This is a genomic window from Crocosphaera sp. XPORK-15E (genome assembly GCF_034931425.1).
Lineage (GTDB): Bacteria > Cyanobacteriota > Cyanobacteriia > Cyanobacteriales > Microcystaceae > UHCC-0190.
Map to the genome: position 1 here is coordinate 1 of NZ_JAYGHQ010000002.1, position 13,496 is coordinate 13,496.

Here is a 13,496-nt window from a genome sequence, read left to right on the forward strand (position 1 = left end):
TAGCGAAATTCCTTGTCGGGTAAGTTCCGACCCGCACGAAAGGCGTAACGATCTGGGCGCTGTCTCGGAGAGAGGCTCGGCGAAATAGGATTGTCTGTGAAGATACGGACTACCTGCACCTGGACAGAAAGACCCTATGAAGCTTTACTATAGCCTGGAATTGGGTTCGGGCTTCTCTTGCGCAGTATAGGTGGGAGGCGTTGAAGTTTTCCTTGTGGGGAAAATGGAGCCGACAGTGAGATACCACTCTAGGGAAGCTAGAATTCTAACTTTGACCCGTAATCCGGGTGAAGAACAGTTTCAGGTGGGTAGTTTGACTGGGGCGGTCGCCTCCTAAAAGGTAACGGAGGCGCGCAAAGGTTCCCTCAGGCTGGTTGGAAATCAGCCGTAGAGTGCAAAGGCAGAAGGGAGCTTGACTGCGAGACCTACAAGTCAAGCAGGGACGAAAGTCGGCCTTAGTGATCCGACGGCACCGCGTGGAAGGGCCGTCGCTCAACGGATAAAAGTTACTCTAGGGATAACAGGCTGATCTCCCCCAAGAGTTCACATCGACGGGGAGGTTTGGCACCTCGATGTCGGCTCATCGCAACCTGGGGCGGAAGTACGTCCCAAGGGTTGGGCTGTTCGCCCATTAAAGCGGTACGTGAGCTGGGTTCAGAACGTCGTGAGACAGTTCGGTCCATATCCGGTGTAGGCGCAAGAGCATTGAGAGGAGCCTTCCTTAGTACGAGAGGACCGGGAAGGACGCACCGCTGGTGTACCTGTTATCGTGCCAACGGTAAACGCAGGGTAGCCAAGTGCGGAGCGGATAACCGCTGAAAGCATCTAAGTGGGAAGCCCACCTCAAGATGAGTGCTCTCACTAGGTTAACTAGGTAAGGTCACGGGCAGACCACCCGTTAATAGGCACTAGGTGGAAGTCCAGTAATGGATGGAGCCAAGGTGTACTAACAGACCGAGGGCTTGACCTTAATTGTTTGACTCGTTTCTGCAGTCTTGAGGGTATTTCATCCTTTCTGGTGTCTTGAGCGTCGTGGTCCCACTCCGATCCCATCCCGAACTCGGCAGTGAAACGCGTCAGCGGCGACGATACTCGTGGGGTAGCCCACCGGGACAATAGCTCGATGCCAGGATTATTCTTCCACAAAAACCCTCTATCAACAATGATAGGGGGTTTTTGGCCTTTTTCAAAGGCGATTAGGACATAGAATAGAGAAAAACCCCATTACCCTATCTCTATGGCACAACCTTACAGTTATGACCTCCGCAAGAAAGTCATTGAAGCGATAACGCTTGATGGACGGAAAAAAAGCGACGCCAGCCAACTATTCAACATTAGTCGCAATACGATTTATTAATGTCAACAGAAATATTAAAACTATTACTTTCTTCTATATAGGTTCTATTTTTTTAGCTATAACCGAAGGATTTTAAGTAAGCTGTTAAGCATTTAAACCGCGTATTTTGGAGGCTGAAACCCTTGACGGGCTTAGATCGCTCTAGAAATTTGAATGCTTAACAGCTTAACTAGCAAAATAGGTTTTCAAAATTCTTGGATAGCACAATTACTTATAAATTCTTTTGGCGTAATTACTTTATGCTATATCATAATAATTATCACAAGAAAAATTGTAGGAGTTCAGTCGTCCCAAAAACATTTAGGGATGTAGTAAATTAACCTAAACATAAGTTAATATTTAGCAATTTCAATACACATTTTTAAGTTAGCATTGGTTTTAATTGCTTGGGGATTAATATGAGTGGGAGCAGCACGATAACCTTTAGTTTGTAATCTTTCAATCAGTTGCGATCGCTTGGGAAGATCTAATTTCCCTCGTCTTCCTATCTCCCCCAAGGTATAAAAATAGGGGGGAAAGTCTAACTCATTAATCATCATTGATAATAAGTCTACTCTCTCTCTCCATTCTAAGGTTTCTGCTAAAGCTTTCATTCGCTGTAAATAGACTTGATCATGTAAATTTCCTAACCACATTGCCCCTGAAATTGTATAAGGATATATTGTATCTTCTACTGTATGATAACAGCTTACTTTACCTAATTTTGCATAAGAAACCGTTGTATATTCCCCGCATTGATGACAGTAACCTAAAAATCCATAATTATCTAAACTTAAATTTATTTTCGGCAATAACATCATCATAACCCGATAGGTTTGACCAGTAAATAAGGAAAAAATTGGCTTAATTCCTAACCCCATAGTCGCTGCTTGTTGTAAAACACTGCCAATTAATAACCGCAAAGCTTGTTCTTGGGCCGCAGGATGCGATCGCCCATAAGAACCATAAACCTGTAAACTTTTTTCCGGTAAATGTCCCGTTGCTGTCCTTCCATCGGTACAGGTTAAATAGATTAATCCCTCGATTTTTGTAGCCCATAATAAGGTACTTAAATAAGGATTAGGGGAACCAAAAGCATCCACATCTACTAAATCATAGTAATCTTTTCGATTATAACAGTCAAAAAAGATTTCATTAGCATTATTATAAGTGATTTTAGCTTTATTTTCTTGTAAAATATTCTTTAAATTAGTTTCAATCACTGCTTGATTTTCTGGGTTACTATCATTCACCCAAACATAATCAGCACCACTCTCTAAATAATACCTTAAGGAACGCACACCACAACCTGTCATTACATCTAATACTCTTAATTCTCCCTGACTTTGTTTATAAGTTGCTGCCGCTAATACCCCTAAATCTCTTGTAACCTTACTTTGCGATCGATAAAACGTATTACCAACAATAAACTGTGCTTTTCCTTCCCTAATTAAAGACTTATTCTTCATATTTTAATGCTCAAGATGCTCTTTCCGTCTTTGCGCGAAATAATCATTAATTTAATACTCAATACATAAAACGGTAATTTTGTCAACCCCTAAGCAATAATACTCATCGTGTTTTAGTACATTTGCTCAAAATAAGTGCTTAAAAATTAGTCAAATTAGGGAAAACTGCATCAATAACCAGGGGACAAAAACGAATTAATAAGGGTTTGAGGAACTATATTTAGGACAAGACAGAGTGGCTGTAGATGTTTATTTGTCTTATAATACCATCAAAAGGCGAAAATTCGTTAACTATTGATAGTAATTCTCAAATCTTAACGAAAGTACATAAAACCAATAGATTGAAATTTATCAATCAAAACAAAAAAAACATAATTTAAACTTATTGAAATTGCCCTCCAAAACCCAAACTAAATACCCGATAAACCAGATAAAATCAGCATTTCATCCGATAGAGACAGAAAAATTTAGGGAGAGATGGTGAGTTTGAGGCAATTATGGGGAACGTTAAGAAAGAGAGAAAGCCAACCCATCACTTTTAAGGGTGAGGATGGATAACCTCAAGTACCATTGACTTAACTCTTGAAGGGGAGTTTACCGTGCCAACTCACAAAATCCTTGTAATTGATGACAGTAAAGTGATCCGGATGCGGGTTAAAGATATGTTGCCCGAAGGCAATTTTAAAGTTCTTGAAGCCAAAGACGGAGTAGAAGGTTATAACCTCATCCGTAGTGAAAAACCCAGCCTAATCATGTTAGATTTTCTCCTACCCAAAATGAGTGGGTGGGATGTCTATCAAGAAGTCCAAAAAGAACACGATCTCAAGAAAATTCCGCTAGTTTTGATGTCTGGACGGAAAGAAGAAGTCGTCGAGAAATTGAACGAACCTTTTGAGTATTTTTCCTTTATTGAAAAACCCTTTGAGAAGAAACAGTTGCTTGAGGCCATAAAAGATGCCATGGCCAAAGCCAGAAAGCATCCTCAACCTCAAGAGACAGATTCAGCAGATAATCACAACCATGTTTCTGCTAAAGATACCTTAAGCATGGCCCAAGAAATTATTACCATGCGTCAACAAATGAAGGCAATGCAAGGTGAAATTGATCTGCTAAAGAAACAGCTAAGACAAGTATTAGGGTTTCTGCAACAAAAACCTTAATAGTTTAATAGTTTTCGATAATTTCTCCTTGCTAGTATCCTACTAGGGTTAACACTAGGGAGCAAGATGCTCCCATTCTATCTATTAGTAAATCTCAAGGGAAAATATTAGGAGAAATTTTTCATGTATCTCCATCTCTATTTATTTAAGTAGGTGGTTATAAATAAATGTAGGGTGGGTATTGCCCACCCTACTAATTATTATTACTGATAACGCTCCAAGAAATCCAATGCACGAAGACGAAGATCATTATATTCCTTAGATTCTTGAATCGCATGACGATCGCGTGGATGAGGAAAAGGAACTTCTAAAATCTCTCCAATATTTGCTTCGGGGCCATTAGTCATCAAAATGATGCGATCTGACATATAAATCGCCTCATCCACATCATGAGTAATCATCATTACCGCTTGTCGATGATTTTCCCAAATTTCTAACACTTGAGTTTGTAACTTACGCTTAGTTAAAGCATCCAAAGCCCCAAAAGGTTCATCCATTAATAACATTTTAGGACGAGTAATCAAGGCGCGGGCAATACCTACCCGTTGCTTCATTCCCCCAGAAATTTCATCAGGATATCTATCAGCGGCCGCCGTTAAATTAACCATCGCCAAATGCTCATCAACCAGACTCCTTTTTTCACTATTACTGCCCTTTTTTAAGACCTCATCCACCGCTAAACGAATATTAGCCCGTACCGTTAACCAAGGTAATAAAGCATAACTCTGAAACACCATCATGCGATCAGATCCAGGTTTACGAATTTCCTTACCTTCAAGAGTTACTAACCCTGAAGTTGCTTTATCTAAACCTGCAATAATCCTCAGCATAGTCGATTTACCACAGCCAGAATGCCCAATAACTGAGATATATTCTTGTTCTCCAATCTTTAAGTCAACCCCATTGAGAATGACAACTTGACTACCATCAGGTTTAGGAAATGCCTTAACCAAATTTTCAATGACCAGAAAATTATTGTCATGAGAACCATTGGGTCTTTGTTCAGAACGAGTAATAGTACGAGTCATAATAACCTCCTATGATTTAAGACATGAAGAAAGATTGAGGCGCGTTAGCGCGAATAGCAAAACTGTTGAGATAGGCAACGGGATCACTCGGATCAAAAGCCTTATTGTCAATAAATGCCTCGGCAGGTTCAATTTTGTAATCCTCCGTCGGACATTTAATCCCCATTTCTGCGGCAATTTCTCGATATAAATCCGTTTTCCAAGCGCGACGGGCAAACTGTTCCGCATTTTTAGGAAATTCTTTAATCTGCTGCCATCTTGCTGCTTGAGTCATTAACCACAGACCTTGAGACTGCCATAAAAAGGTGGAATGATCGTGAGGAATGGCGGAAACATCAGGAGGAAGATCATAAAAAATAGTCGTTTCTGGACTGTTAACCATGCGTTTTTGACCGTCAAAACCGCCATAGTTGTAATCTCCCACAATTCCAGGTTGAGTATATTTAGGTTTTGCCCCCGTAAAAGGCCTCTGAGAGATAATAGTGGCTACTTCTTCGCGGTTTTCTGGCTTACTGCAATATTGACAGGCTTCAATTAAAGCTTTAACCAAAGAACGATAGGTTTTCGGATTTTCTTCAATAAAAGACTCCGTTACCGCCAATATTCGGTCAGGATGGCCCTGCCAAATTTCTCGCCCTTGGGCAAAAGTAAAGCCTACACCTTCGTTACCTGATATAGCGCGAGTATTCCAAGGTTCTGCCACCATATAAGCTTGCATGGCCCCAATTCGCATATTACTGACCATTTGGGGCGGTGGGGTAATAATTAGTCGAAATTCCTCAACAGGATTAAGTCCGGCGGCGGCTACTACATAACGGGTAAAATATTCATAAATGGCAGAACTTAGCACCACGGCCCACACCCGTTTGTCATAAGAAGCTTTCTGAAAGTAACCCTTTAAATCTCGACCAAATGCGTCTAAATCCCCTTTATATTCATGCCAAGGACGAATACCTGCATCCCAGAGGTCTTGATTCATGGTCATAGCGTTGCCGTGACGGTGAATGGTCATAGCCCCACATAAAGGGGCGTGACGGGCCCCTTCTGCACCGATTCTGGCATTGGTAACAGCCCCAGAAACTACGGGGGCAGCATCAAGACGACCAAAGATGACCCCATCACGAGAGTTGGCCCAACTGGCTTCACGACTTAGGGTTACGTTTAAGCCATACTTATGAAAGAACCCTTTTTCCCGCGCAACAGCAAAGGGGGCGCAGTCATTGACGGGAACGTATCCAACCGTAAGATTAGGTTTTTCTAGGGTTTCGGGTTTAACGACTTGATCAACGGCTAGGGCCGCTTCTGTCAGGCTTTTAGAGGCGCGGTTGCTATTAACCCCACAGGAAGATAAAGCGATCGCTCCGGCAAAACCCCCTAAACCTAATAGGGCCTGCCGTCGAGTCCAATTTTTGTTATTCATTTTTTCAATCAGCCTTTTGTGTTTTAGGGACGAACAGGACGATGTGTTACCCAAACTTGAATCTTAATCAGCAGATAATCTAGGATTAAGCCAGTTAAGCCGATGATAAACACCGCTAAAAAAACAGAACTAACGTTGAGGCGGTTCCATTCATCCCAGACAAAGAAGCCAATACCAATGCCTCCTGTCAACATTTCTACTGCAACGATGACTAACCAAGCAATACCTAAACTGATGCGTAAACCTGTGAAAATATAGGGCAAACTGGCGGGCAAGATAATCTTGAAAATTCGCCGACTGTTAGGCATTTCTAGGACTTGGGAGACTTCTAGGTAATCTTTGGGGACACTAGCCACACCTAAAGCAGTATTGATGATGGTTGACCACAGGGAAGTGATGAAAATGACGAAAATGGCTGAAGGTTCGGCCAAATTAAACATCGCTAAAGCAATGGGTAGCCAAGCTAGGGGTGATACGGGTTTAAGTAACTGTATAATGGGATTCAGCATCAACATGGCGGTTCTTGACATCCCAATTAATAACCCCAAGGGAATAGCCACTGCTGCCCCTAATAAAAATCCGATGCTCACCCTCCGTAAACTGGCCAATAATAACCAACCAATGCCCAAATCTCCAGGGCCGCGCACGTAAAAAGGATGTACAATATAGTCCCAGTTCTTGGTTAATGCCTCTAAGGGCGTAGGCATCATCTCATGCCGAAATAGGGCAATAATCCACCACACGGCAATTAAGCCCGCAAAACCAGCAGCAGGAAGCAACACGGTTTCTTTCATGACAACGGGTTTGGCGCGTTTCCACGCAGCTTGTCCCGCGACAGCAAGCATCGCTAAATTCATATTTATTACCCTCAATTGTTGAGCGTAGGTACACAAAAACAGAGCAGTACCAACCAGGAACACTGATGAGAGCAAATTTTTAAAATGCCTCTTTTTCAGTCTCCTCTCAATGCCGACGAGGTTAGCTGACGGGCTAGGACTGAGAGATGTCCTTCTCTAAGGTAAATTCCTTAGAAATAAGCCCCAAAGTTGGTTCCCCCGCTCCAGTCTTAATTCTTACAAAAGAAGTTTTGCAGAAAGGAGGCTTGGATTAAGCTGACTTACTCTACTTAGCAAACAAGCATAGCACTGTTTTGGCAAAAAGTCAAGAAGTTTTTGGAATTAAGCTTGAAGACTAATGTTGGCGATAGTGTTATCCTTCCATTGTTAAACTTTCAATCATGGCGGTTTGCCGATCAATTAGGTATCTATTTTCTTGAAGAATGCTAATTAATTCTTGAGGATGATTGATTAAAAAATCTGGTTGATGTTTTGCTAAAACTTCGGTGGAATTAAATCCCCAGGTAACAGCAACAGACTGAACATTGCTTTTTTTTGCTGAGTTAATATCTCTAGTTTCATCCCCAATATACATGACTTCATGGGGTTGTAATTTTTGTTCTTTTAGCAGTTTATTAATTATTTTATGTTTGCCAAATAAATTAATTCCTGCATAGATAAAATTAAATAATTGCTCAAGATTATGATTTTTCAGGAAAACTAAAACATTATCTTCTGCGTTTGAGGTGATTATTCCTAAGAGATACCCTTTATCTTTGAGTTGTTGAAGACAGGAAGGAATATCATTGATAGGTTGAAGATCTTGAATTTTATGATTGAGTTCAGATTTTACCCGTTGTAGAACAAAGGGAATTTTGAGGGGAGAAATTTCTGATTGCTTGATCAGATCTTTTGCACTCAAATGTTTCAGTTTTTCCTGTTCTTGTCGATCAACTGGTTTATAACCAAATTCTGCTGATAAACTGTTGGCAATCTCCACAAAAGTATCATAAGTATCAGCTAGAGTGCCATCAAAATCAAAAACAATTACTTTGAGTGCCATTTTTTTGCGGGTGAATGGTGAGGAGTAAGGGTAAAAGAGAAGTCAGCGATCGCATCTTTCCCCAGTGGAAAAGATCACTTAATCTAGATCATCTGGAATATATGGACTGACTAAATTCCTTATACTTCTAGGTTAGCACGAGCATTCCGATGCCACATCTCAGGTTTAACTCTCCTTAATGCTGATGCGGTAAACTTTTGATGCCATTCCTCCTGAGAAATATCAGCTAATTCTAACAATTCTGGCTTAAGATTTCCAGGATAGGGTTGAAAATCATTGATATCTGTTTCTGTAGAAAATCGTTGATTCCAGGGACAGACTTCTTGACAAATATCACACCCGGCCACCCATCCCTCTAGATGATTAACAATATCTTTAGGTAAGGTTTCAGCGCGATTTTCGATAGTATGATAGGCAAGACAACGGTTAGCATCCACCACAAAAGGACGGGTAATAGCATTGGTAGGACAAGCATCTAAACAACGGGTACAAGTGCCACAATGTTCTATATGAGGGGTATCAGGAATGAGGGTTAAGTTAGTTAAAATTTCCCCTAAAAAGACCCAACTTCCATATTCCCTAGTGATCAGATTACCATTTTTAGCAATCCAACCAATACCTGCACGTTGGGCCCAAACTTTATCTTGAATGGGGCCAGTATCTACATAATAACGAGTTTTGATATTATTGTCTTGAGCTTCTAACCATTGACTGAAAGATTTAAGTTTTTTTCCCATTACCTTATGGTAGTCTCTCCCCCATCCATAACGGGAGATTTTACCGTATTTTTTATCCTCAGAATGTTGATGAGGAGTATAATAATTTAGGGCCACAGAAATAACAGATTTTACCTCTGGCATACATTGACGAATATCAAAACGTTTTGGGTTATTCATCCAGGCCATATCAGCATGATAACCTAATGCTAACCACGTTTGGAGATGAGACAAAGCATCATCTTGATAGTTGCTATCAACGTCAGCAATACCCACTTTATGAAACCCGATATCAAGGGACTTTTGTTTGATTTTTCTGGTTAATTCTTGCATATAATGATTCATAGGTAGGGGTCAACGGCCGTTGACCCCCAGGGTTAATTATGTATTAAACGATGTTTGATCATTTTTCCGTGACTGGTTAACTTAAATTCAACCCCACGCCAAATTACGGTACGCTGAGTAAAAGCTAAACCCCAAAAAATCAATCCTACTGCATCTCGAAAGGGCAATAAATATAAACTGTTGATAGTTTCCTGATCGTTCATATCTTGGGCCGTTATTGCAGCAGTAATTAATCTAATAATAATAGTAGCAATTAACACACCTAACCCAATCATATCTCCCCTAATTAAAGCAAAAATTAAGGCGAAGGGAATGGCACGAATTAAAATGGTAGCAATAAAGGCCCCAGGTCTTGCTAAATAGGTATTTTGATCCCAATATACCTGATGACTCCACCAATTACGCCAACTAGCTAAATCTACCACCGCATCAATCATGTAGGGCAATAACACCATTTTTTGACCAGAAGTCCAAACCCGTCTGCCAATTTCGTAATCTTCCACCAAATAATCAGCTAAACTATCTAAACCCCCTAATTTATCTAAAGTTGACCGTCGAATGGCAATAGATGGCCCCAAACAAGAATTAGAGGCCCCTGTTACCTCAGCAAACATCACACTAGGCATAAAGTCAGCATTCATGGTCAAAAGTTCCAGTTTCTCGTACCAACTGTCTGCTTTTGTCACTTTAAACGGGGTACAGACACAACCCACATCAGGGTTAGCCAAAGGATTAACGATAGTTGCGATATAATCGGGCTGTAAAGAGGTGTCACTGTCGCTGATGATGATTATATCGTGACGCGCTGCTTCCATGCCTCCTAGGAGGTTATTAACCTTACCATTGGCCCCTACTTCAACGGTACTGATAACCACAGAAATGCGATCGCTGCCAAATTCTGCTTGAATTTCTTTTAAGATAGGGTAGGCGGGATCTTGGGGATCTTGGACAGAATAAATGACCTGATAATCAGGATAGTCTTGGGTAGCAATAGTTCTTAGGTTGCGTTTAAGGTTTTTTTCCAAACCCCTGACAGGTTTTAGAACTGAAACGGGAGGGGTAAAATTGAGGGTTTTGGGGGAACGTTTAAAGAAGCGTTTGACTGTCCCTACGGTTAAGATAGAGAAGACAGAACCCCCTAAAATGGGAACTAAACAGAGAATTTGTAGACTATTGATCAGATTTAACACAAATTTTTCCTTTCCTCACACAGTTAAATTGGGACAGTTAGGCCCAATTTAGAGAAATTATAGCTAAAAATTCAGTTTGAGCTAATCATGGGAAAAAAAATCATCAAAAAACGATAAGACAAAAATCATAAATCATAAAGAGATTTAAACCAATTAACGAATATTTGTGCTTTGGGGTTCGTTGGAACTAAAAATTTTTGTTTGATGGCATCATGTAGTTGTCTTCCTGGTGTTTTTTGCCATGCTAACCAGGTATAAATATAAGCTTTATCGGTATAACTGTCTTTAAAGGGTGCATTTTTTATTTTTGCTTCTTGAACAACTTCTTTACTATAATCCCAAAGATAATTATTTGTATCAGGAATCAAATATTCTAAAAAAGTTTCTAACATTCCTCTTATTTTATTATCTGGCATCATCCAAACACCAAATTTTAGATCTTTGCTATTATGTGTAAATGAATGAACTAAACCAGTGTCTGGTAATTCTTGAGGAATATCAGTAATTGTTGGTAAACAGACATTACGAATACTTTGCCATCTGTCTAAAGGATGATCATCTGCATCAATAATAATTCCTAATGAAATTAATCCTCTATCTTCTAATTCTGTATAAATGACATCTTTATCAAGTAAATTCTCAATACCATCATAAGACTTAATTTTAACAATTGCTGTTTCCTTTGTTTCTCCCCAAGGAATACCAGATGCTTCAATTAATTCTGGTATAACTCTTTGATCTTCAGTCCCTTCGACTAACAGCTTTTTTAACGGTTTAGTTGCCATTTTTAACGTACCTCAATTCCTCTTTCAGCAGCAATGACAATTTGTTTAGGACTAAAAGCAACAGCTTTTTTTCTATCGGGTTCTATTCGTTGAATGGTAATTTCATTATCTTCAATTTTTTCTTTTTTAATTAAACTCGCAAGACTCGTCCAACAATCACTATTATGGGTTGTGGCAAAAACTTGTATATTGAGTTTTCTCGCAGTTAATAGAATTACTTTCCACATATCAAATAAGGTTGTAAAGTGTAATCCTGTATCAATTTCATCCACTAATAAAACCCCATTTTCTAGATTAACCATTGCTAAAATAATTGATAAGATTCGCCAAATGCCATCCCCTAAACTGCCGATAGGTACTGGTTGTTTTTGATCCGAAAACTTGATGACAAAACCTCCTCTTTCTTTATAGTTTCTAGAAGTATAACTATATTTTTCTTGGCCAACTGAAGCAATTCTTTCAATTTTTGCTTCAATAATTTGAAGTGCTTCTATAATTAATTGTTCATTAGGTGTTAAGACGATATTATCAAATAATTGAGTTAAATCCGTAATATCTAAAGAAAATGGAGTGATTAATCGTGTATTAATTACTATGTCAGAAAATAAATTTCTAGACATTCGCCGAACATCATCTTGAGAAAGAGTATTATTCAATGATAAAGGGACTTCTATTGGACTACGACCAAAGTTTCCATGATTCCATTTAATAATGAGATTAAAATTTCCTGATTTTTCACTTTGATTATCATCATCATTATTATTTAAGTTAAGACTTTGCTGTATGGGATCTGATCTTATGTCTATGATAAGTTGATTTTGCGAATTATCATCTATTCCTTTTAAAGAAAATTTAGTTTCTTGTACAATTTCATGTCCATAGAAAAGATGACGCATAGCATATTCAGATTCAGAGGTTCCTTTTTTATCATTTTTTTCTCTCCAATACTCTCCTCTATATTTCATTAATTCTAAGATTACATTCAAATTCCCATGAGATAAAAATATTAAAATGGCTTCTAAAATAGAAGTTTTACCATTATTATTCTCTCCCACAAGTAAATTAATTCTGCCAAGATCTTCTAAATCAAATTCTTGGAAACCTCTAAAATTTTCAATATGTAGTGAACTTAACATATTTCGGCAACTCCTAACGAATGATTAGGACATTTAATTAAATGGTAACACATTCTTGACCATAACTATCTAAATTGTTCCATACTACTCGATAAAATGCCTAAAATTTTATTCAAATCAGACAAATAATATTCCGTTAAATCAATAAAAATATCTGTATCATGTAACTTCAAAAAACGCCAATTTGTACCAGAAGTCACAACACCTAAAATCATCGAAATCTGATTATTTTCTTGTTGATTAAAAATTTGAGCCGCAACCATTTCAGCAATACATTGACCTAACCCTGCATTCAAATCTTCTTTTTTCGCTTCTACTAAGGTAATAATAGGTGCAGCAATAAACAATTTTTCAGGAGAATGACTAATTAAAAAGTCACAAATTCCGTTTAAGTTTTGGGTTTCATCAACAGTAAAATTAACCCCAGAAAATAGATTTATTTCATCTTTAAATATTCGTTTAAGTTCCACTAAAATCGGAGCAATAATCATCTCTGATCTTGCTTTTTCACTATTACTGGCAATAGCAATGGGTAAATTATCTTGTAAAATTTGTTTTAATAATTCACTACTTTCTATCGGTTGAATATCAGCAAAAATCCCAAATTCCTCAATTGTTCTGAGATTAAACTGTTGTTTAACTTTCTCTAAATTAAAATTACTGTAAGACATAATAATTAACCCTATGCTAAATTAACTTCATAACTTTTCCCGTTAAAAGTAACCACATCTCCTGTTACTAATTTGCGTCCCCGTCTTGTTTCAATGCTACCATTAACTATTACTTCTCCCCCTTGAATTCTTATTTTTGCTTCTCCTCCACTTTGTACCAAGTTTTGCCATTTCATAAATTGACCTAATTTAATGATAGGTTCTGATTTTTCTGCGTTTATATCCATTATAATCCCTCATTATTGTAGAAAGAGAGACGTTATAGATAACGTCTCCACAAACATTATTGTAGAAAGAGAGACGTTATCTATAACGTCTCTACAAAGAAAGCTTAAACTAAA

The 13,496-nt window shown here is 38.6% G+C and carries 12 protein-coding genes, 2 rRNA genes, 1 pseudogene and 1 riboswitch; of the genes and pseudogenes, 4 read left to right on the forward strand and 11 right to left on the reverse strand.

Features of this window, described 5'->3' with window-relative positions; all coding sequences use genetic code 11:
* The 3 genes and pseudogenes from VB691_RS01305 to VB691_RS01315 form a co-directional block, all read left to right on the forward strand.
* A 23S ribosomal RNA gene (locus VB691_RS01305) occupies window positions 1-970 on the forward strand; the annotation flags it as partial.
* 44 nt (window positions 971-1,014) lie between these two features.
* Window positions 1,015-1,132: ribosomal RNA gene (gene rrf, locus VB691_RS01310) — 5S ribosomal RNA — on the forward strand.
* Between the two features lie 105 nt (window positions 1,133-1,237).
* Window positions 1,238-1,351, forward strand: a pseudogene (locus VB691_RS01315) (IS630 family transposase); the annotation flags it as partial.
* Between the two features lie 338 nt (window positions 1,352-1,689).
* Here the strand turns inward: VB691_RS01315 and VB691_RS01320 are convergent.
* Window positions 1,690-2,805, reverse strand: coding sequence for a tRNA (guanine-N1)-methyltransferase (locus VB691_RS01320; RefSeq protein WP_323289655.1), 1,116 nt, complete (start codon window positions 2,803-2,805; stop codon window positions 1,690-1,692).
* Window positions 2,806-3,404: 599 nt separating this feature from the next.
* Between VB691_RS01320 and VB691_RS01325 the strand changes: the two genes are divergently transcribed.
* Complete coding sequence (locus VB691_RS01325) at window positions 3,405-3,965, forward strand: response regulator (RefSeq protein ID WP_323289656.1); 561 nt, start codon at window positions 3,405-3,407, stop codon at window positions 3,963-3,965.
* A gap of 203 nt (window positions 3,966-4,168) precedes the next feature.
* On the opposite strand, the gene VB691_RS01330 is transcribed toward VB691_RS01325, so the two are convergent.
* From VB691_RS01330 to VB691_RS01375, 10 genes are all read right to left on the reverse strand, one after another.
* Window positions 4,169-4,993 (reverse strand): nitrate ABC transporter ATP-binding protein, encoded by an 825-nt coding sequence (locus VB691_RS01330; RefSeq protein WP_323289657.1) that lies wholly within the window; start codon window positions 4,991-4,993, stop codon window positions 4,169-4,171.
* A 16-nt stretch (window positions 4,994-5,009) separates the two neighbouring features.
* Entirely contained in the window at window positions 5,010-6,413 is a 1,404-nt protein-coding gene (locus VB691_RS01335; protein WP_323289658.1) for a CmpA/NrtA family ABC transporter substrate-binding protein, read from the reverse strand.
* Window positions 6,414-6,436: 23 nt separating this feature from the next.
* Window positions 6,437-7,270 (reverse strand): nitrate ABC transporter permease, encoded by an 834-nt coding sequence (ntrB, locus tag VB691_RS01340; protein ID WP_323289659.1) that lies wholly within the window; start codon window positions 7,268-7,270, stop codon window positions 6,437-6,439.
* A 95-nt stretch (window positions 7,271-7,365) separates the two neighbouring features.
* Window positions 7,366-7,501, reverse strand: a riboswitch (cyclic di-AMP (ydaO/yuaA leader).
* 121 nt (window positions 7,502-7,622) lie between these two features.
* Window positions 7,623-8,312 (reverse strand): HAD-IA family hydrolase, encoded by a 690-nt coding sequence (locus tag VB691_RS01345; protein ID WP_323289660.1) that lies wholly within the window; start codon window positions 8,310-8,312, stop codon window positions 7,623-7,625.
* 119 nt (window positions 8,313-8,431) lie between these two features.
* The gene (queG, locus tag VB691_RS01350) at window positions 8,432-9,361 is read right to left on the reverse strand and encodes a tRNA epoxyqueuosine(34) reductase QueG (RefSeq protein ID WP_323289928.1); all 930 of its coding nucleotides are present in this window, start codon (window positions 9,359-9,361) and stop codon (window positions 8,432-8,434) included.
* A gap of 44 nt (window positions 9,362-9,405) precedes the next feature.
* Window positions 9,406-10,563: a bacteriohopanetetrol glucosamine biosynthesis glycosyltransferase HpnI gene (hpnI, locus tag VB691_RS01355; protein ID WP_323289661.1), complete on the reverse strand. Its 1,158-nt coding sequence runs from the start codon at window positions 10,561-10,563 to the stop codon at window positions 9,406-9,408.
* Window positions 10,564-10,688: 125 nt separating this feature from the next.
* Entirely contained in the window at window positions 10,689-11,348 is a 660-nt protein-coding gene (locus VB691_RS01360; RefSeq protein ID WP_323289662.1) for a DUF3226 domain-containing protein, read from the reverse strand.
* Between the two features lie 2 nt (window positions 11,349-11,350).
* Window positions 11,351-12,484, reverse strand: a complete 1,134-nt coding sequence (locus tag VB691_RS01365; RefSeq protein ID WP_323289663.1) for an AAA family ATPase — start codon at window positions 12,482-12,484, stop codon at window positions 11,351-11,353.
* A gap of 65 nt (window positions 12,485-12,549) precedes the next feature.
* Entirely contained in the window at window positions 12,550-13,155 is a 606-nt protein-coding gene (locus VB691_RS01370) for a hypothetical protein (protein ID WP_323289664.1), read from the reverse strand.
* Window positions 13,156-13,166: 11 nt separating this feature from the next.
* The gene (locus VB691_RS01375; RefSeq protein WP_323289665.1) at window positions 13,167-13,382 is read right to left on the reverse strand and encodes an RNA-binding S4 domain-containing protein; all 216 of its coding nucleotides are present in this window, start codon (window positions 13,380-13,382) and stop codon (window positions 13,167-13,169) included.
* Window positions 13,383-13,496: the final 114 nt, after the last annotated feature.